This is a genomic window from Oxalobacteraceae bacterium OTU3CAMAD1 (assembly GCA_024123915.1).
GTDB lineage: Bacteria > Pseudomonadota > Gammaproteobacteria > Burkholderiales > Burkholderiaceae_D > Rugamonas.
In genome coordinates this window covers 4,132,139-4,151,191 of sequence record CP099650.1, presented here as the reverse complement: position 1 = coordinate 4,151,191, position 19,053 = coordinate 4,132,139, and the positions used below count along the sequence as shown (strand labels likewise).

Below are 19,053 nucleotides of genomic sequence, written 5' to 3'. Positions count from 1 at the left end.
GTTCGGTTCGTACTGTATTACATACCACGTAATTATGTACCATTTCTATGCGGAGCGGAAACCTATTTGTGTCGTGCCTGATTCGCTGCCTAGTCCGACCCGGCTTTGACCCCGGCCAGCATCGCATCGCCGATCACATGATTCGCTTGGTCTTTAAGCATTTCGGCAGCACCGCGTATGTCGCGGGCGTCCTTGTTCTGGCTCAGCTTTGACTTGCCCACAAGACGTGTGATTTCAATCTCAACACCGACAATCGCTTTCAGCATCGCATCGATGACTTCCTTGGCGCTGTCCGTCATCTTCCACGGTTTTGGTTGGGAAGCCTCATGCGTCCGCGTCAAGCGGCCAACAACGCCGCGCACGAAGCGCTCGTCGTCGCGAATGGTGATGCGGCCATAGGCATGGACCACCATGTAATTCCAGGTCGGCACCTGCTTGTGGAACTCGTGTTTGGACGGATACCAGTTTGGCGAAATATAGGCATCGGCGGCGCGAAAGACCACCAACACCTGATCGCCATCGGCTACGTTCCGCCACACCGGGTTGGCGCGGGCCACATGGGCGGTCAAACCGCCCTTCCCGCCCTGCCCGGGGTCGATTTCAAACGGAATATGATTGGCGTCAAGCCCAGTTGTGCCATGCGTGACCAGCATGCCAAATGGATGTTGCTTGATGAAGTCATGCAGCACTTCGGTGCGGGACTCATCGAAGTGGGCGGGTACATACATATCAGTTCTCCTGGTTTTCATCGGGTGGACGGATTATCGGAAGAATCTGGATTACCATGTAGATCCACAATTGACATTTTTTAATAGACCAGAATCGCATGCCCAGACGCCCCCAAGCAGTCGATCTGCCGCCGATTAGCGGCTTGGACCGTTCAAGCGGACATCTTGGCCGCCAATTGACCCATGCCCTGCGCGAAGCGATACGCACCGACAACTTGAAGCCGGGCGATCTTTTGCCCTCGACCCGCCAGTTGGCCGGCGCGCTCGACATCGCGCGCGGCACCGTGCTGGAGGCGTACGAACAACTGATCGCCGAGGGTTTTCTCGAGGCCCAACCCAGGGCCGGCACGCGAGTGGCCTCGGCGTTGTCGCAAGCGCGGCACACAGCTATCGCCGCGCAACAGACCAAGGTAAATCCGCCGCCCGCCTCGCTCCCGGCATCCGCCGCCGCCTTCGCCAAAATCGCCGAACAATTCAAGCCGCTCCCGCAGGTGCCCTTTGCCGTGTCCGTCCCCACAGGCCCGGCGGCGCCCGACGAGACGTGGCGGCGGCTCAGCAACCGCATCCGGGCCCGGGGACCGGGCGCGCCCTCGGGTTATGACGATCCCCAAGGCGTCAAGGCCCTGCGGGAAGCGGTGGCCGAGTACGTACGGAGGTCGCGTTCCGTGCAATGCCGTGCCGAGCAAGTCATCATCACGTCGGGAACCCAGCAAGGATTGTACGTCGCCTGCAAAGTGCTGCTGGGCGCCGCCGACAGCGCTTGGGTGGAAGACCCAGCCTATCGGGGGATAACGGGAATTCTGGAAAGCACAGGGTGGCAGGATCGCATGGTGCGTGTTCCGGTTGACGATGCCGGTATCAACGTCGAGGCAGGCATTGCGATGGAAGAAGGCGCGCGTGCCGCATTTGTCACGCCGTCGCATCAATATCCGTTGGGAATGCCGATGAGCATGGGGCGCAGGAATGAGTTGCTCGCTTGGGCGCAAAAGAACGGCGCCTGGATCGTGGAGGACGACTACGACAGCGAACTGCGCTATGCCGGCCATCCGTTCCCGTCACTGCAAGGGTTGGCGCCGGACCGTGTCGTCTACCTGGGCACCTTCAGCAAGATACTGTTCCCGTCGCTGCGCCTGGGCTACGCCATCGTTCCCGACACTTTGGTGCCCGCCTTCTGCGGCGCGCGCGTACTGATGGACAGGCATACGCCAACCGCCGACCAGCACGTCCTCGCGGCCTTCATCACCGAAGGCCATCTGGATCGGCATATCCGGCGCATCCGCAGCGTGTACGCCGATCGCCGAAACCAGCTGACCGGCATGCTCGATCGATGGATATCCAGGGATCTTGGATGGTTGCAGCCGAGCGACCAAGGCATGCACCTGGTGCTTTGGCTGGCGAGCGGGATCGATGACGTGCTGCTGGCATCACGCGCCCTGGAAGCGGGAGTCGCCGTGCGCGCGGTGTCTCCGATGTACTCGGAGGGCAATGGCCGCCCGGGGTTGGTGCTCGGTCTGGGCGGATTCAGCAACGATCAGATGGAGGCGGCGGTCAAGCGCCTTGCCGCGATCATCATCGCAATGAGAACGGATCCGAGTCATCGGAGTCGCGGTCGAGCCGAAGCGGCAACTGAAACCTGAACCGGCAGCCCCTGCCCGGCGCGCTGTCCTGGCTCAATTCAAGAACCCTTGCTTTGCGGCGCCGGCATGTTCCCGACGGTGGTGGCGCGGCTCACAGTTTGTAGAACTGCTCCCACTCCTTGCGCGGCGGCACGCCGTCCAGCAGCGAGTCGGCCAGCCGGTGGTTGGTCACGCGCTTGCGGACCGGATCGAACTCGATCGTCGCGTTCACGCGCTGGGCGATGACGCCCAGGCTCATCGTTTGACACAACGGCCCGGCGACCGCAAAGCTTGAGCGGCAGGTTTCCTGTCCCATGCAGGCGCGCAGGAAGTTGGCGTAGTGGTTGGAGGGGCTAAGCGGGACCGCCGGCAGGCGCGCGCGGATCGCCTCCGATTTTTCGCCGTCGAGGATTTGCAGCTCGGAACCATGCGTGCCGCCCTTGAACGTCAGCCCTTCCCCGTAAATAATCTTTCCGGGCGCTAGCTGGTCGGCGCCTGCGTTCGCGCCTTTCGACGGCGGCGGGATCGACGGATCGACCACGGACGCGCCCATGTTCGCCGGCAGCGGCGGCAGATTGTCCTTGCCGTCATACCAGGTCAGGTCGAGCGGCGGCAGCGCCCCGCGCGCCGGGAAGTGGAAGCCGAGTGTCGACGCCTGCGGGAAAATGAACGGGCTGTGGCCGTCCAGCTTGATCGCGTCCACCCGGGTCGGCAGACCCAGTTGCAGGAACTCGTGGGCGGTGTCGAAGATGTGCGCGCCCCAGTCGCCGAGCGCGCCGTTGCCGAAGTCGAACCACGAGCGCCAGTCGCCGTTCACATAACCCTTGTTATAGGCGTGAAATCGCTCGGTGGCGAGCCAGCCGTCCCAGTCGAGTCCATCCGGTAGCGGCTGCGCGGGCAAGTATCCCGACACCCGCATCCCGTGCCAGCGGCGCGGGTTGTTCATATAGGCGGTAATGCGGGTGACATTCTTGATGACGCCGGCGTTGACCCAGGCCTGGAACTGGAAGTAATTGGGTCCGGAATGGCCCTGGTTGCCCATCTGGGCGGCGACCTTGTATTTCTTCTCGGCGGCCATCATCAATTCGATCTGGCGGAAACTCTGGCCCATCGGTTTTTCGCAATACACATGCTTGCCTTGTGACATGGCGAGCATGGCCACCGGAAAGTGGGAGAGGTCCGGCGTGCCGATGCTGACGGCGTCGATCTGCGTGCCCATCTTGTCGAACATCTGGCGGAAATCGCGGAAGCGCGGCACGTCGGGGAACAACTTGAGGATTTGCGCGGTCTGCGGGGCGCCCATGTCGGTATCGCACAAGGCCACGATGTTCGCCAGGCCGGTCGCGTGCAGGTCCAGGATGATCTGGGCGGCGCGGTTGCCGATCCCCACGCAGGCCAGATTGACCTTGTCGCCCGGCGAGGCGGCCTTGGCCAGGCGCGGGACCAAAAGCGTCGCAGCGCCGGCCGTGAGCGCGCCCTGGACGAAGGCGCGGCGGCGCGGCGAGGAAGGTGTGTGGGTCATGACGGTTCCAGTTGTGGTTGACAAGTGTTTGACATGGCCTTGGTGGAGGACCGGCTCATTCGTAGTTTTCCGGCCACAGGACCTCGCCGCCCTGCTCGACAGCGGCCAGCCCCATCAACGAGGCGACACCGGCGCGGTAGGCATGCTCGACCATCTGCGGGATCTTCTGGCCCGAACGGATGGTGTTGGCGAAGGCGGCCAACGAAACGGCGGTGCCGTCGTCGCCGTTGGCGTTGCGGCGCAACGCCAGGCCCTGGGCGCTCTGTTTGAGCTCGGGATTCCAGGTGGGCGCGGCGACGGCCACGGTGTCGAACCGGCCCTGCTCAAGCTGGGTGACGAGTTTGGCGACGCCGGGCGCGGGCTGCGCCTGCTCGAAATAGGCCTTGGCGCTCTCCCCCTCGATGGTTCCCTTCGTCCCCATGATCTGCACCTCCATGCCGTGGAAGCGATTGCTGCTGAGCGAATCGTAGACCACGGAGACGCCGTCGCGATAGCGGTAGACGACGTTCACGTTGTCGTGCACTTCGCGGCCGTCCTTCCAGTGATTGATGCTGCCGTAGCCGACGCAGGATAGGGGCGCGGCGTCGAGGAACCAGTTGGCGACGTGCAAATGGTGCGAGGCCAACTCGCCCATCAGCCCGGCCGAATATGCGCGGTACAGGCGCCAGTTGAGGATGCGGTCCAGTTCCGGCGTGGCGGCCGGGTTCCGCCAGCTGGCGTTGCGGTGCCAGTAGGCGCGGATCTGGCTGATGTTGCCGATCGCGCCCTCGCGCACCATCTGGTGCGCCTGCAGGAACTGGTTGCTGAACAGGCGCTGGTGGCCGATCTGGAAGGCGCGCTTGCTGGCGGCGGCCGCGCGGGCGACGGCGCGGCATTCGTCGATGGTCAGCGCCAGGCTTTTTTCGCAAAACACATGCTTGTCGGCCGCCAGCGCGTCGAGGCACATCGGGGCGTGCTGATGGAGCGGCGTCGCGATCACCACGCCGTCCAGGTGCGGCGTCGCCAGCAGCGCGCGGTGGTCGGAGAAGGCCAGCGGCTTGTCACCCGCCGCTTGCATGCCCAGCCGGAGATGGGGCGCGTAGTTGTCGCACAGCGCCACCACCTCGACACCCGGGGTGCGCAACAGGTCCCGCATCAGCCGCCGGCCGCGCGAGCCGACGCCGATCACGCCGAGGCGCACCCGGTCGGACGCGGCTGAACCGAGCGGCGCCGCGCGCAACGGAGCGATCCACGGCAGCGCGCTCAACACGCCGGAGCCGGCCACGGTCGCCGCCAGCCGGGTCAGGAACTGGCGCCGGCGCCGGCGGTCCTCGTCGAGATCGCCGGTGTCTTCGGGAAAATCAGGATTCATCATGCCATCTCTTGTGCAGGCCGGGCGGACCGGCAGCTGTCGAGCAGACAAACTCGACGCCTTCCGCCCCGGGGTATTTGTTCAATATGCGGGCGCGCTCCGCGCACGGCGTGACCAACAGCGCGGTGGAGAGCACTTCCGCGTCCGTTGCGCTGGCGCACGCCACCGACAGCACGCATCGCCCGTTGCGCCGCAGCCCGGTGCGCGGGTCGACGGTCTGGCCGTCGTCGATGCGGTTGCCCGAGGTGGACATGGCCGCGTCGCGCAGGTGAAAACTGTGCAGCGCGGCATCGTCGCACAAGGGATCGACGACACCGACCGGCCAGTGCGGGCCGGCCGGATGGCCGCCGATGACGGCGATCGAGCTTTCCCCGAAGCTCAGGAACGCGCGCTCAATTCCACTGGCGCGCAGGCGCCGCGTCACCTCGTCGAGGGCGATGCCCTTGCCGATGCCGCCGAGGTCCAGCTTGACGCCGGGCGAGGCGAAGCGCACGGTGCGGCCGGCTTCGTCGAGCTCGACGTGTTGCATGCCGTTGTCCGCCGCGGCGAACGAGCTCCCGCCGATGCGGGCGCCCTGGGCGATATCGAAGGCGCCGCCGGTGCGCCGCCAATGGTCGCGGCAGGCTTGCAGCACGTCCCAGGCGTCGCCGGCGGCAACTGCCGCCTGTCCCGCGCGCCGATTGATCAGCGCGACGGCGCCGTGCTCCACGAACCGGCTCATGAGCCGCTCCTGCCGGCCCACGAACGCCTCCACCTCGCGCGCCAGCGGGGCGCCCTCGGCGGCGTCCACCGATGGCAGCACCATGGTGAAGCGGGTGTTCATCGCCGCGAACGTGTGCTGGAAAACAGGCGCCCCGGGCATGGCCTATTTTCCGCCCAGTTCGCGAATCCTGATGTTGCGGAACGAGACATTGTTACCGTGGTCCTGCAGCAGGATGTGGCCGTCGGGCCATTCGCCAAACTGGGGAATCTCCTTGAACTTGCTGCCCGCGACGCTGGCGCGGAACGCCGGCGAGCCGCGCTCGAACTCGACCGTCTTTTTGCCGTTGAGCCAGAACGATACGAGCTTGCCTTTCGATACGATGCGCGCCTGGTTCCACTGGCCCACCGGCATCACGGTCTTGTCCTTGGGTGCGGGAATGAGGTCGTACAAGGAGCCGATGGTGCGGTTGCCGTCGCGGCCCAGTTTGGCGTCGGGATGGCGCTCGTCGTCGAGCACCTGGAACTCCAGGCCGATGGCCGAACCGATCTGGGTGGGCTTGCCGGTGACCTTGTCGATGGCGCTGAGGGTCGGCTGGGTGAAGATCTTGATGCCGCTGTTGGCGCCCGGCGTCGTCTTGAACTCGGCGCTCAACTCGAAATCGGCGTAGCGCTGTTTGGTGATGATGTCGCCGCCGCCTTGCGATTCCTCGCCGTCGCTGCCCTGCACGGACAGCACGCCGCCGCACATTTGCCAGCCTTTTTGAGGGAACTCATCCGATTTGACGGCGCGCCAGCCCTCGGATGTGCGGCCGTCCCAGAGCATGCGCCAGCCTTCCGCCTTCTCCGCCGGGGTCAGGCTGGTTTGGGCGGCGCCGTCCGCACAGTTCCGCTGCGCCGGCCCCGGCGCCGCCACGGCCGTCGCGCCCGCCATCATGGCGGACCCGGCGAGTAGTACTATCGCTGCGAATTTGCTCATCAAATCCCCTCGAATCAGACTGCGTCGGCACAAATGATAGCGCAATCTTTCTCGCGTGGGAAACAACTTTTTCAGGGACGGGATGGGGGCGTAATCAACGCACGCGGGGCCGCTTGGCAAGGCGGCAGCCATTAGCGGCGCGAATGGGCGGTGAAAATTATTGACTGGACGGCCGGGCGGCGCGGATCTATCTTGGCGCCGACATACTTTGAAGCCAGGAACCCGCATGCACCAGATCACGCTCGAGCAAGACCCTCATCCCTACGCCGTCAGCCGCCTCGCCCCGGATCAGCCGATCCCCGCCTGGGCCGACGGCGAAGGCTTTGTCACCATCAGCCGTTCGCGCCAGGAGCTGTCCATCGTCTGCCGCGCCGGGCGGGTGCCGGCGGGAATACAGTCGGAGCAGGATTGGGTGTGCTGGCGGTTCGTCGGCCCGTTCGCCTTCGGCGCCACCGGCATCGTGTTGTCAGTGATCGAACCCTTGTCGCGCGGCGGTATCGGCATTTTCGTGGTATCGACCTTTGACGGCGATCATTTGCTGGTGCAACGCGGCGATCTGGCGCGCGCGTTACCGCTGTTGACCGCCGCCGGCCACCTGCTGGTCGCTTCCGATGAGATACAGTGAAACTCTGGTTTAGCCGGCCGGACCATCCTATGTCCCGTAGTCGTCCGGTACATATGCGTTGATGCGGTTGCGGCCGCCGCTCTTGGCTTGGTAGAGCGCGCGGTCCGCGCACGCCAGCAAGCGTTGCGCGGTCGCCGGCCGGGCCTGGCCGGCAGCCGCCACACCGCCTGAAAAAGCGTAGGCGAACCCCGGGGAGACCGCGTCCACGGTCTCCTCCGCCAATTGCTCCACCACACGGCGCAACACAAACAGCGCCTCCTCGATGCCGGTCTCCGGCAATAGCACGGCGAATTCCTCGCCCCCCAATCGGCCCACCACGTCGGCCGCGCGCAAGCAACGCACCAGAAAATCGGCGAAGTGGCGCAGCACGGCGTCGCCGGCCGCGTGGCCGTAGCGGTCGTTGACGTGCTTGAAGTGGTCGAGGTCCAGTATCGCCAGACACAGCGGAGAGCCGTGGCGCTCGGCCCGCTCCAGCTCGACGTCGAAGCGCGGGAAGAGCTGGCGCCGGTTCGGGATGCCGGTGAGTTCGTCGGTCAGCGCCAGCCGCCTCAGCTCGGCGTGCGCGTGTTTAAGTTCAAATTCGGTTTGTTTCTGGCGGGTGATGTCGGTGCACATCACCACCATTTCGCCACCGGCGTTCACCTGCTCGGTGATCAGCAGCCAGCGGCCGTCGATCAGGTCCACCTCGAAGCTGCGGAAGCGGGCGCTGCGCTGCCGGGTATGCACATGGCACAACCACTCCTCGATGCTGGCCGCCTCGATCAACGGCCCGCACCGGTGGGTGTAGGCCCAGATCATCATATCGTCGTAGTGCTTGCCGACCATGGTGTCGTCGGCGAAGCCGAACATCTGCGCGAAGGCTTGGTTGTGGTACAGGAAGATGTTGCCGGCGTCGAGCATGGCGATGCCGTTGTCGCTCTCGTCGGCGTTACGCAGCAGGATGGCAGCCAAGCTGGCGGCCAGCCGCGGCTCGACGGTGAAAGAGGCGGCGCGGGTCTGCCCGGCCGCGACGGACGCCGGGCCGGGAGGGTCCCGGCTGGACTTGCGTGATGTCATGCGGTGCTTTCCGTTCAGCGTGTGGCCGGCCGATCGCCGCAGGAACCCGATTATATTTCCACTTTATATTTCCATTTGGAAAATAGGTTCCTACAGCAATTACGGTACCACATCCGTGATCGCCACGACACAAACATCCGCTTAATCCGCCGGGCAAGTGCCCGCCAAACGACAACCGCCGGCGTCACCGCGCCTTTGCAACCCGCCTGGATCAGCCCTCGGCGCTCGCGCGGCGGCGGCGGGCCACCATGCCCAGCATTCCCAGTCCGGCCAGCAGCATGCCGTAGGTCGCCGGTTCCGGCACCGCCGTGACGTTGATGTTGGCGTCCGGCGCGAAGTCGGCCAGACGGGCGAGCCCGGCGACGTTGGTATCGATGGACCACACGGTCCAGGTGTAATCCTTGAACGCCAGGCCGTTCGATGGCAGCAGCGATGCCGACACGGTGGTGAAAATGCGGTCGCCGACGATTTGCTCGGTGATCGGCGTGGCGCCAACCCCGGCAGTGCCGTTGGCGCGCAAGGTGACCGTGCGGTTAAAGACCGCGCCCGGCAGTCCGACCGACGTGAACGGCGCGTTGGCCGTGCCGCCGGCGTTGAGGCCGAAGACGTAGGCGGCGCCGTTGACGCCGGCGATCGCGCCCGCCGCCGTCGTGCTGAACACGAACTCATTGGTGGCGGCGTTGAAGCTGACGTCGGCCGACAGCACGTCGAAGGCGGCGTCGCGGCTGCCGGTGTAGCCGGCCAGGAAATCGCCGGACACGTCGGTCACGGCGTGGGCATGGGCCGTCAGGGCCAGCGCGGCCACGGCCAGCGTATTCTTTAACAAAGTTTTCATTCTTGTCATCCTTATCGTTGTGGGAGGCGCCACTCGGCTGCCTACCGTACATTCCCGATACGTTGGAAATAGTTCAAGAAACTTGGTATTTTTTTACGAACCCTCTCCATTCCGGTGGTGGACGGCAAGCTCCGCCCGATGAGATACTTGCAAGCTCGACAATCAGCGCCGGCAGCGGCGCGCACAACGGACCCTTATGGCACACGGCTTTCTCTTACACATGGTGTTTTATCTGGTGGCGGCCGTCGTGCTGGTGCCGCTGGCCAAGCGGGCCGGCATGGGCGCGGTGCTCGGTTATCTGGCCGCCGGCGCCCTCATCGGCCCGTGGGGCCTGTCGCTGATCGGCAATGTGGAGGACGTGCTGAGCGTCTCGGAATTTGGCGTGGTGTTGATGCTGTTCCTGATCGGCCTGGAACTGGAGCCGAAAAAACTGTGGTCGCTGCGCCGGCCCATCTTCGGCTGGGGCGGCGTGCAGGTGCTCATCGTCAGCGCGGCGCTCGCGGCGGCGGCCATGGCGTTCGGCGTCGACTGGAAGATCGCCCTGGTCGCCGGCCTCGGCATGTCGCTGTCGTCGACCGCCATCGTGCTCGCCACCCTGGGCGAGCGCAAGCTGATGCCGAGCCCCGCCGGCTCGGCGAGCTTTTCCATTTTGCTGTTCCAGGATATCGCCGCCATCCCGATGATCGCGCTGGTGCCGCTGCTGGCCGGCGTGGCCGCCGAGCATGAAAGCGGCGGCTGGATGCGCGCCGTCAAGCTGGTGGCGGTGCTGCTGACCTTGGTCGCCTTCGGCCGCTGCCTGGTCAACCCGGTGATGCGTTTTCTCGCCCGCACCGGCCTGCGCGAGTTGTTCACCGCCTTCGCGCTGCTGCTGGTGATCGGCATCTGTCTGCTGATGGAATCGGTCGGGCTGTCGCTGGCGCTGGGCACGTTCACCGCCGGCGTGTTGCTGGCCGACTCCGAATACCGCCACCAGCTGGTCAGCGACCTGGAGCCGTTCAAGGGACTGCTGTTGGGCCTGTTCTTCATGGCGGTCGGCATGTCGGCCGACTTCGGCGTGCTGCTGGCCCATCCGCTGCTGGTGGCGGGGCTCACCTGCGGCCTGCTGCTGCTCAAAGGCGGCCTGCTGTACGGCATGTCCTTCTGGTTCGACATTCCGCGCGGCCAGCGGCTGTTCTTCGCGCTGCTGATGTCGCAGGGCGGCGAATTCGCCTTCGTGGTGTTCGGCACGGCCGTCGAAGCCAGGGTGCTGGCGTCGGAGACCTCGGCCATGCTGGTGATGGTGGTAACGCTATCGATGGTGGCCACGCCGCTGTTGCTGCTGCTGTACGACAAGCTGGCCGCGCCGCGCCTGCGCACGGCGAAAAAGAAGCGCGAAGCGGACAAGATCACGGTCGAGCACCCTGTCATCATCGCCGGCTTCGGCCGTTTCGGCCAGATCATCGGCCGCCTGTTGTCGGCCAACCGCATCGGCGTCACGGTGCTCGACCACGATCCCGACCAGATCGAATTGCTGCGCAAATTCGGCTACGAAGTGTTCTACGGCGACGCCACCCGCATCGACCTGCTGGAAGCGGCCGGCATCGGCAAGGCCACCACCCTGGTGATCGCGATCGACAACGTCGACGACAGCCTGGCGCTGGTCGACGCCGTGCGCGAGCGCTATCCATCGCTGACGATCCTGGCGCGGGCGCGCAATGTCACCCACTACTACGAACTACTGGACCGTGGCGTGACGCTGATCGAGCGCGAGACCTTCGAGTCGTCGCTGCAACTCGGCGCCAAGGTACTGCAACAGCTGGGCTTTGCCGCCGAACGCGCCGAGCATGCCGCGCGCACCTTCCGCACGCACAACCTCAAGATGCTGATGGAAGTGTACCCGCACCAGCAGGATCAGGACGAGATGGTCTCGCTCACGCGCAAGGGACGCCTGGAACTGGAGGAAATGTTCGCCGGCGACGCCGCCGCCTTCAAAACCGCCGAAAACCAACCCCAACAGCCGGGGTCAGGTCCGACATTCGGACACGAGCCCGGCACTAACAAGCCTTAGGGCACAGCTCGTGTAGCAATGGAGGACCTGACCCCGGAGTGGCCGCCGGCCCGATTAGCAGCAGGGCCCCTTCCGGCGCGGCTTCCCGGCCTGGCGCGCCTTGTCATCACCACTGTCCGGCTTGCATGGCGGCGGTTGGACGTCGACTTCGAGGCAAACGCGCGTGACGCGCACCGATTTTGTGTCCACGCCCTCTAACCCGAGGCAATCCAGGAGGTCACAGGCGGCCTCGCGGCAATCGCGCGGCGGGCATTCGCCGTCACCAGGCGCCGGCGATACAACGATGGGCGGCCGGTCGGGCTGCTGCACGATGACACCGGGCTGCGCCGTGATCTCCGGGTCCCAGACAACGTCCACTTCGTAGCTGCCGTCGCCCCGGTCATGCGGCGTGCCGATGATTCGAACACCCGGCAACGGCGACACCACGAACAAGCCACCCCGGCCGGGGCCGATCGGATTGCCGTATGGGTCGATGGGCGTGATGACCAGCGTGCCCGCGCGGCCATCGGGGCCGTCGCCGCCCGCCACCACGGTGACGATGGTGCGGTCGGGGTCGATCGCCGGCACGACGTGCACGGACCAGTGCGCCTCACGGGTGGTGGTGCAGCCTTCGCCGAAGGTGGCGACCGCGCGGAACTGGTAGGTGCCCTCGGCGCGGAACAGGTCGCTCAACGGGTGATTGTAGACGCCGTCCGGCTCCATGGCGCCGTCGTCGTGCATGCCGTCGTCGCACAGCGGCACCTGCAACCTGGACGTCGGAATCGGCAAGGTTCCCCCGGCGCCGCGCGCGATGGCCTGCAGCGTCGCATGGAAGGCGTCGAGTGTGTCGCCGACCACCACCGGCGGGCGCAGGCCGGCGTCCGTGGCCAGCTGCCCCAAGGCGATATCGGGCCGTTCGATGTGCAGGACCACCGTCGCGGGCGGAAAAGTGCGGTCGGGGTAATGCAGCGCCACGAGGGGATCGAAGGTATCGCCCGTGTAATGGCGCCGCTTGGGCGTCAACGAAACGAGCTTGGGACCGCCGGCGCAGATGACAATGTATTGGTAACGCACATCGGTCGCCTCCGGCGGGAACTCGCCGCCGGTCGGCACCCGGTCGACCACGAATGTCCAGCGGCCGTCGCGCTCGCCCTCGTGCGGCAGCGGTATGCGCCAGAACACCCAGCTGCGCCCGCGCACCGGAACGATGGTCCGCTCCGACACCAGCTGGCCCGACGGCGTGTAGATGGCCGCGCGCAGCGGCGCCGCCAGGTCGTCCCACGTCAGCGCGAGCGTGATGCGCTGCTCGCCGCAGACATCGAAGTGATGCGGGTCCGACGCCTTCTGGCTGGCCTTGAGCACGAACTCGGGGTCGCTGAGGGCGCCCGTTTCGAAGATGTTGCCGAAGCTCAGGCCGAAGAACTTGCGCAGCGCCAGGCCGTCGGTCGCGCGCGTGAAATGGCCGCCGTGCTCGTGCGCCACCCGGCTCAACAGCGGGCCGTCGATATCGGCGTCCGATCCGAGGCCGATCACGTTGACGATGGTGTTGCCCAGCGCGCCCTCCACTTCCTCCAGCATGGGCGCGGTGTTTTGCAAGCCGTCGGTCAACAGCAGGATTGCGCGCTGATTGGCCGTGCCGCCCAGCGCGAGCAAGGCCGTGCCGACGCCGGCGCCGATGCTGGTCGCCCCGCCGGCCGTAATGGCGCCGATGTGTCCGCCCGTGAACGGCGGCGGCCCCACCAACGCCGGTTTGGCCGTGGCGGCCGGCGCCGGCGGCACCACAATGTCGGCCAGCGTGCTGAATCCGACCAGGCCGATGCGGTCGCCCTGCCCTTCGCGCACCAGCTGCACGAACAGGGACGCCGCGTCCTGGGCTTCGGCCAGCTTGCTGCGCCCGATGGGAGGGGCGCTGGCCGCCATGCTGCCCGAGTGGTCGAACACCACCATGACATCGATCGGCGCGGGCGGCGCCGGCGGGTTCGACAGCGCCGCTTTGATCGCGGCGGCCGGCGCAAAGCTGGCAAAGCAGCCGGAGCCCCGGCTCAGCGGGCCGCCGACGAGTTGGCCCGCGCTGTCGAACAGCGCCGATCCCGAACTGCCGCCGGCGAAATCGAAGCCCGTGACCGAGCCGCCGCTGAATATGCCGGCCTGCGTCTTCTTCACCGCGCCATTGGGGTGGTGCATCGTGAAGATGGTCTCGTTGGGCATCAGCGAGGCCTCCCGCAGCGTCAACGGCGCCGGCAACGCGCCGGGCGCGGCGTCGAGCCGCACGACCACCCAGTCGGTGGCGGGCGGCGGGCTCGAGCCGACCGGCGGGCTGCCCGACGCGACGTCCTCGGTGACCTTGAAAAAGCGCGTCACATGCCCGGCCGGCCGGGTGCCATCGCATGCCGTGGCGTAGTCGAACGAGACCGAAGCGCTCAACTGGTCAGCACGATTGGGATCGGGCAGGCAATGCCTGGCGGTGAGGAACAGATCGGCCGCGATGAGCGTGCCGCTACAGGTGGTGAGATGGTCGCCGTGGGCCTCGACGATGATGCCGGTCGCCGCCGCGACACGGCTGCGCACGCTGTCGGCGATGGGAGACAAGGGGCATGCCGCATTCTGCCAGTCAAAGGCGCCGCCGCACTGCACCCGGGTTTCGTAGGTCGGATCAACATAGGGACTGGTGTGCAGAAACACGTCCGGGTTGGTCAAACTGCCCTCGGCGGTGCCCGGCGGGTGGCCGGGCGGCACGTCGGGTTCGCCAACGCCGAACTCCAGCAACCGAACGCTGCCATCGCCGCCGCTGATGCGGATCTGTATCGGCAACGTTGCCGCGTCGATCGGCCGCGACCAGAAGGTGCTGCCCGAACTGGCCGTGAACACGTCGGTGCCGTACCCCAACGGCACGGTCAGGCGCGCCGCGCCGGAAAGATTGGCGTTGTCGAAATGGAGCATGACAAAGCGCACGGGACCGTGTGGCCCGTCGGACGGGTCGAGGTCGATGCCCGACGCCTGGGTGACGGTGCGGCCGTCGTGGATGACGCGACCGATACGATGACTCATGATGTTCTCCTTGGACGAAGTGCGCCGTCCAATTGGGCGGTCGACGATCCCATTTGACGGCCGCGCCCGCGACCGCGTGCTCGACCAGATCAAAGACTCGTACGGTTCGTTAAAGGAGAACGGTCGGGAGAACGGTCGGCGGCGGCTCGGACTCGACTGCAGCGTCGGACCGGGCGGCAAACTGCAGCATCGCAGCCGCGCCGACCGGCCGCGAGATGTGGTATCCCTGCAAGTAATGACATCCCATGGCCTCGAGCGCGCGCGCCTGGCCGGCCGTTTCCACGCCCTCCGCCACCAGTTGCAGGCCGAGGCTGTGGCCCATGGCGATGATGGTCGCCACCAGCGCGTTGCTGCGCGGGCTGTCCACCATGTCGGTGACGAAGGCGCGGTCGATCTTGAGCGTGTCGATCCGGAATTGGGTCAAGTAACTGAGCGACGAGTACCCCGTGCCGAAGTCGTCGAGCGAGATGCTGACGCCGAGCTCGCGCAACCGGCCCAGCGCCCCCCGCACCTGCGCGCCATCGCTGATGAGCACACGCTCGGTCAGCTCGAGCTCGAGCCGCCCGGGCGCCAGGCCGTTGTCCGCCAACGCCCGTTCCACCAGCCCGATGAACGCCGGGTCGAGCAGCTGCCGCGCGGACACGTTGATGCTGACCACGAGCTCCGGCAGGCTGTCGCGCCAGTCCGCCAATTGGCGGCAGGCCTCGTCGAGCACCCAGGCGCCCAGTTCAATGATCAGGCCGCTATCCTCGGCAACCGGAATGAAACGGTCCGGGCCGACCGTGCCCAGCGAGGCGCTATGCCAGCGCAGCAGCGCCTCGACCTTGTCCATGCGACCGCTGGCGGCGCTGATGATCGGTTGATACGCAAGGATGAGCTCGCCTGCCTGGATCGCCCCGCGCAGCGCGCCGTCGATCACTAGCGCGTCGCGCGCGTACGCGCTCATGGCCGGGTCGAAGAAGCGCAGCTCGCCCCTGCCGGTGTTCTTGACGTCGTGCATGGCGATGTCGGCGTTGCGGGTCAGCGTGTCGGCGTCGTCGCCGTCGCGCGGGAAACACGCCACACCGATGCTGGCCGAGACGGTGATCAACTGCGGCGACAGCTGGAAGCCGCAGCCCAGCGCCCGCAGGATCTGCTGGCCGCATGCCGCCGCCGCACCGTCGACATCGGCCTGCGGCAGTCCCTGCAACACCACGATGAACTCGTCGCCGCCGAAGCGGGCCAGCACGTCGCCCTCGCGCACCACAGCGCGCAGCAGCTGCGCCATCTGGGTCAGCAACTGGTCGCCGGCCGCATGGCCGAAGCAATCGTTGACGCGCTTGAACTTGTCGATATCGATGAACAGCACAGCGCAGGCTTGGCCGCTCGCGCCTGCCTGCGTCAGCGCGGCGGCCAGCCGCCCCGACAGGCCGTGCCGGTTCAACAAGCCGGTGACGCTGTCGTAGTTGGCGGCGCGCTGCAACAGGTCGTCGTTCTTCTTGCGCTCGGTGATATCCATTACCAGCATCATGCAATGCAGCTGGCCGCGCTCGTAGTGCGGCGAAGCGAGCAATTCGAGTGGCAGCTCGCGCCCGCCGCCGCCGTCGATGACCGCCGTTTCGACATGGGGATAGCGCGTGGCGGCGGCGAACCGCTGGAAGTGCTCGGCAACTTTCTGGCGGCTGATGGCCGGCATCCAATCGGCCACATGGGTGCCGAGCAGCTGCTTGACACTGGGCGCGCCGAGCAAGCGGGCGCTGCTCTCGTTGGCGGAGCGGATACGGCCGTCGCGGTCGTACATCAGGAATCCCTTGCTCAGGCTGTCGATCGCGTGGGTGTAGCGCTTCTGTATCTTTTCTTGCACCGCGTGGATCAGGCACAACATCGAGCTCGCCTTGATCAGGAACGACCAGGCGAACCAGACCTCGAACACGGCCGGCACCAGGTTCATGCCGTTTGCAAAGTTGAACATGCCACGCGCCACCAGTATCAGGCCAAGCAAGCGGTACTGGTTACGCTTTCCCGCGAGACGCCAGCCGACCCAGAGGAAGGTCAGGCCATAAGTGAAGGCGGTGATGGTCTCGACCGGTCCCCCCAACGTGGTCCATGCCGCATAGACGGCGCAGCCGAACAGCACGAACGACAACGCGGCGATACGCACATGGCGGCGTTTGAGATTACCAAGGAAAAATTCGGTGCCGGCCCAGAATCCGGCCACGCTGACGGTGAGCGTGATGGCCGCCAACGCGTGCCGTGGCCAGTCCGGCGGTCCCAAGTACCAAAAAAGGCTGCCGGCGGTCATCGCCAACTGGCCCGCCGCCCAGGCGATCGCGTGCTTTTCGTCGCTGTGCCGCCACCACAGGAACACCAGCACCGCGCACAGGATCAGATCGGTGCCGAGCGAGAACAGGATAAAGGTGTGGGGCGATACGTTCATTCAAGCAATATGCCTCAGCATGGACGATTAATCAATGCCGGGGCCGGGTTAGCGCGTCACAAGACGATCGTCCCACCGCCTTTTACCACACCTAGTCCAGCGTGACCACGCAACCGACGCCGTAGCTCTCCAGGTCGCTCACGTGCATGCTGCGCAGCCGGAACGTGACGCTGCGCCCGAAGCCGACCCGGGCGCCCGGGCGCAGGTTGGCATCCGTCCCTGGCGCGCCCAGGTGGTCGCCGCCGGTGCCGACCACGCCCGGATCGATGCCGTCGATGCGGTACACCTCGATCGCCTGGGCGTTGTCGCGGTCGTAATCGGTGAGCGCGTCCGTAAACGTGATGCTGCCCCACGCCAGGAAGGAGCGCGCCCGCTCGAAATTGACGGTGGCCGTCGTGGCGCCGGTGCCGAAATTCCACAGGTTGACTCGGAAGGCGTCCATCAGATTTCCCCTTTGCCGGAACGGCGCGGTGCGCGGGCGGCCACCTGCAGATGCTTGATCGCCGGATCGAACACCAGCGTTTTCTCGCGGTTGCCGGGGTCGAAGTCCGCCGGCGCGGTGTGGATCTCGTACCTGGCCGGGTCGCCCAGCTCGACAATGGCCGCGCGCAGCTCCTCGTCCGAGCACGTCACGGGCTGCTCGTTGCCGAACACGTAGTGGGAATGCAGCCGGACGATCTTGCCGGTTGCCGTCTCAACGATTGCGTAGTGTGTCATGGGTGATACCTCCTTAGTCGAGCGCGAGCACGCAGCCCACGCCATATGCCTCAAGGTCGGATGAATGGAACGTGCTCAACCGAAACTGCACCGTCCGCCCCACGCCGATGAACGCGCCCTGGAACAGGTTGCTGGGGGCGCCATTCGTGCCCAGGTGGTCGCCGCCGAAACCGGCATTACCGATCAGTTCGCCATCGACGCGGAACACGTCGATCGCGCAGGCGTTGTCGCGGTCGAAGTCGGTCAGCGCATCGACGAACGTCGCCTGCCCGAACGCCAGGAAGCGGCGGCGCCGGCCGAAATCGACCAGCGCCGAACCGGTGCCGCCGGCGAAGGCCCACAGGTTGACCACGCTCGCCCGCGCGCCGGCACCGACCCGGAACGGGTAGAGGCTCAAAATGCCGCGAATGTCCTCCTCCGCCAACGTGTGCTGGCCGTTCTGGACGAACGGGAACATGACCGCGTTGTCTTCCCGGGAATGCCCGAGCCCCAGGGCATGGCCGATCTCGTGGATGGCGACGTTCAACAGGTCCTGGCCGCCGGCCGAGCCGAAACGCCAGTCGCGCCAGTTCTCGGCCTCGTCGAAGTGGACCAGCCCGGTCCTCGGATAGAAACCGTGCGCGACGATATTGCCGGGGCCGTCGAACGGCGAATTGTCGCCATGGTCGCCCGATTCGAAGCCGAGGCGGATGTCCGGTTCGCTGTCGACGCGCGTGAAACTGAGCGGGCTGACGCCGGCCCATACCTGGAACGCCGCGTCGATGCACTCGACCTCGGTCGCCAGGTCGGGCGAGCCGTTATAGACCTGGTAGCGCAGATCGTAGCTTTCCCACGGTCCGCTGTTGAAGCGGAAGGTGAACGGGTCCTGTTCCTCATCTCCCGAGTTGCCCAGCGCGTCCGACAGCGCCTTCAGATCGACGCCTTCCGGAATATCGCGCACGCCGCAACGAGGCTGGCGCAGCAGCTTCAGGGTCTGGACATCGATGTTGCCGGTCACCGGCAGGTGGAAATATGCCTGGAAGATGCGCACCGCGCGCGTCATGTCGGCATCGTAGAGGTCGCTTTTATCGTCCGCCGCGTCCAGATGCGGAATGGGCCGAGGATAGTAGCCGAGCCGCGTCAGCAGTCGTTTGAAATGTGCTACGGCGTCGCCTCGCGCGCCTTCGCGATGGACGATCTTGGCGAGTTGCTGCGCTCGCTCGGCGGGATATTTGCTCATTTTTTACCCTCTCCTCTGTCTACGACCCATCGCTCGCAAAGGGGATTCTGTTCCCTCTCCACGCCGCCGCGTTGACAAGAATCAAACCCAGCCTTGTCGAATCGGCTTGCGCAATTGCACTGGAGACACACCTGTTTCCGGTGCTTTTCATAGGGGAATTGCGCGCACTGAAAGTCATTTGAAAGCTTGGGGCATTTATAGTATTCGCATAACTTA

General features: G+C 65.9%; 15 protein-coding genes. 3 read left to right on the top strand and 12 right to left on the bottom strand.

Going from position 1 to position 19,053, the window contains the following annotated elements; translation table 11 throughout:
* Positions 1-89 precede the first annotated feature (89 nt).
* Positions 90-728 (bottom strand): FMN-binding negative transcriptional regulator, encoded by a 639-nt coding sequence (locus NHH88_17935; protein ID USX11592.1) that lies wholly within the window; start codon positions 726-728, stop codon positions 90-92.
* 98 nt (positions 729-826) lie between these two features.
* Here NHH88_17935 and NHH88_17930 point away from each other — a divergent pair, with 98 nt between their 5' ends.
* Positions 827-2,365, top strand: a complete 1,539-nt coding sequence (locus NHH88_17930) for a PLP-dependent aminotransferase family protein (protein ID USX11591.1) — start codon at positions 827-829, stop codon at positions 2,363-2,365.
* Positions 2,366-2,456: 91 nt separating this feature from the next.
* On the opposite strand, the gene NHH88_17925 is transcribed toward NHH88_17930, so the two are convergent.
* Genes NHH88_17925 through NHH88_17910 form a run of 4 tightly spaced genes read right to left on the bottom strand, consistent with a single transcriptional unit; the run spans position 2,457 to position 6,895 of the window.
* Entirely contained in the window at positions 2,457-3,866 is a 1,410-nt protein-coding gene (locus NHH88_17925) for a Gfo/Idh/MocA family oxidoreductase (protein ID USX11590.1), read from the bottom strand.
* Between the two features lie 55 nt (positions 3,867-3,921).
* Complete coding sequence (locus NHH88_17920; protein USX11589.1) at positions 3,922-5,220, bottom strand: Gfo/Idh/MocA family oxidoreductase; 1,299 nt, start codon at positions 5,218-5,220, stop codon at positions 3,922-3,924.
* A complete protein-coding gene (locus tag NHH88_17915; GenBank protein USX11588.1) occupies positions 5,207-6,079 on the bottom strand; it encodes an FAD:protein FMN transferase in 873 nt (290 codons plus the stop codon). The genes NHH88_17920 and NHH88_17915 overlap by 14 nt, the downstream gene beginning before the upstream one ends.
* A 3-nt stretch (positions 6,080-6,082) precedes the next feature.
* Complete coding sequence (locus NHH88_17910; GenBank protein USX11587.1) at positions 6,083-6,895, bottom strand: DUF1080 domain-containing protein; 813 nt, start codon at positions 6,893-6,895, stop codon at positions 6,083-6,085.
* Positions 6,896-7,121: 226 nt separating this feature from the next.
* Here NHH88_17910 and NHH88_17905 point away from each other — a divergent pair, with 226 nt between their 5' ends.
* The gene (locus tag NHH88_17905; protein ID USX11586.1) at positions 7,122-7,520 is read left to right on the top strand and encodes an ACT domain-containing protein; all 399 of its coding nucleotides are present in this window, start codon (positions 7,122-7,124) and stop codon (positions 7,518-7,520) included.
* Positions 7,521-7,547: 27 nt separating this feature from the next.
* Here the strand turns inward: NHH88_17905 and NHH88_17900 are convergent, their stop codons facing one another.
* Both NHH88_17900 and NHH88_17895 read right to left on the bottom strand, forming a co-directional pair.
* Positions 7,548-8,576 (bottom strand): diguanylate cyclase, encoded by a 1,029-nt coding sequence (locus NHH88_17900; protein ID USX11585.1) that lies wholly within the window; start codon positions 8,574-8,576, stop codon positions 7,548-7,550.
* A 211-nt stretch (positions 8,577-8,787) separates the two neighbouring features.
* Entirely contained in the window at positions 8,788-9,411 is a 624-nt protein-coding gene (locus NHH88_17895) for an FxDxF family PEP-CTERM protein (GenBank protein ID USX11584.1), read from the bottom strand.
* Positions 9,412-9,607: 196 nt separating this feature from the next.
* On the opposite strand from NHH88_17895, the gene kefC reads away from it, so the two are divergent.
* A complete protein-coding gene (gene kefC, locus NHH88_17890) occupies positions 9,608-11,458 on the top strand; it encodes a glutathione-regulated potassium-efflux system protein KefC (GenBank protein USX11583.1) in 1,851 nt (616 codons plus the stop codon).
* Between the two features lie 54 nt (positions 11,459-11,512).
* Here kefC and NHH88_17885 read toward each other — a convergent pair whose 3' ends face one another.
* From NHH88_17885 to NHH88_17865, 5 genes are all read right to left on the bottom strand, one after another.
* Positions 11,513-14,485 (bottom strand): trypsin-like peptidase domain-containing protein, encoded by a 2,973-nt coding sequence (locus NHH88_17885; GenBank protein ID USX11582.1) that lies wholly within the window; start codon positions 14,483-14,485, stop codon positions 11,513-11,515.
* Positions 14,486-14,594: 109 nt separating this feature from the next.
* Positions 14,595-16,901, bottom strand: coding sequence for an EAL domain-containing protein (locus NHH88_17880; protein USX11581.1), 2,307 nt, complete (start codon positions 16,899-16,901; stop codon positions 14,595-14,597).
* A gap of 91 nt (positions 16,902-16,992) precedes the next feature.
* Positions 16,993-17,343, bottom strand: coding sequence for a hypothetical protein (locus tag NHH88_17875; protein ID USX11580.1), 351 nt, complete (start codon positions 17,341-17,343; stop codon positions 16,993-16,995).
* A complete protein-coding gene (locus tag NHH88_17870) occupies positions 17,343-17,618 on the bottom strand; it encodes a hypothetical protein (GenBank protein ID USX11579.1) in 276 nt (91 codons plus the stop codon). Before NHH88_17870 ends, NHH88_17875 begins: the two co-directional genes overlap by 1 nt.
* Before the next feature lie 13 nt (positions 17,619-17,631).
* Positions 17,632-18,837: a matrilysin family metalloendoprotease gene (locus NHH88_17865; GenBank protein USX11578.1), complete on the bottom strand. Its 1,206-nt coding sequence runs from the start codon at positions 18,835-18,837 to the stop codon at positions 17,632-17,634.
* Between the last annotated feature and the right edge of the window lie 216 nt (positions 18,838-19,053).

Coding starts and splice junctions, on each gene's coding strand:
- NHH88_17900 (USX11585.1), bottom strand. CDS start 8,576: ATGACATCACGCAAGTCCAGCCGGGACCCTCCCGGCCCGGCGTCCGTC.
- NHH88_17935 (USX11592.1), bottom strand. CDS start 728: ATGTATGTACCCGCCCACTTCGATGAGTCCCGCACCGAAGTGCTGCAT.
- NHH88_17870 (USX11579.1), bottom strand. CDS start 17,618: ATGACACACTACGCAATCGTTGAGACGGCAACCGGCAAGATCGTCCGG.
- NHH88_17885 (USX11582.1), bottom strand. CDS start 14,485: ATGAGTCATCGTATCGGTCGCGTCATCCACGACGGCCGCACCGTCACC.
- NHH88_17880 (USX11581.1), bottom strand. CDS start 16,901: ATGAACGTATCGCCCCACACCTTTATCCTGTTCTCGCTCGGCACCGAT.
- NHH88_17925 (USX11590.1), bottom strand. CDS start 3,866: ATGACCCACACACCTTCCTCGCCGCGCCGCCGCGCCTTCGTCCAGGGC.
- NHH88_17920 (USX11589.1), bottom strand. CDS start 5,220: ATGATGAATCCTGATTTTCCCGAAGACACCGGCGATCTCGACGAGGAC.
- NHH88_17930 (USX11591.1), top strand. CDS start 827: ATGCCCAGACGCCCCCAAGCAGTCGATCTGCCGCCGATTAGCGGCTTG.
- NHH88_17895 (USX11584.1), bottom strand. CDS start 9,411: ATGAAAACTTTGTTAAAGAATACGCTGGCCGTGGCCGCGCTGGCCCTG.
- NHH88_17910 (USX11587.1), bottom strand. CDS start 6,895: ATGAGCAAATTCGCAGCGATAGTACTACTCGCCGGGTCCGCCATGATG.
- NHH88_17905 (USX11586.1), top strand. CDS start 7,122: ATGCACCAGATCACGCTCGAGCAAGACCCTCATCCCTACGCCGTCAGC.
- NHH88_17875 (USX11580.1), bottom strand. CDS start 17,343: ATGGACGCCTTCCGAGTCAACCTGTGGAATTTCGGCACCGGCGCCACG.
- NHH88_17865 (USX11578.1), bottom strand. CDS start 18,837: ATGAGCAAATATCCCGCCGAGCGAGCGCAGCAACTCGCCAAGATCGTC.
- kefC (USX11583.1), top strand. CDS start 9,608: ATGGCACACGGCTTTCTCTTACACATGGTGTTTTATCTGGTGGCGGCC.
- NHH88_17915 (USX11588.1), bottom strand. CDS start 6,079: ATGCCCGGGGCGCCTGTTTTCCAGCACACGTTCGCGGCGATGAACACC.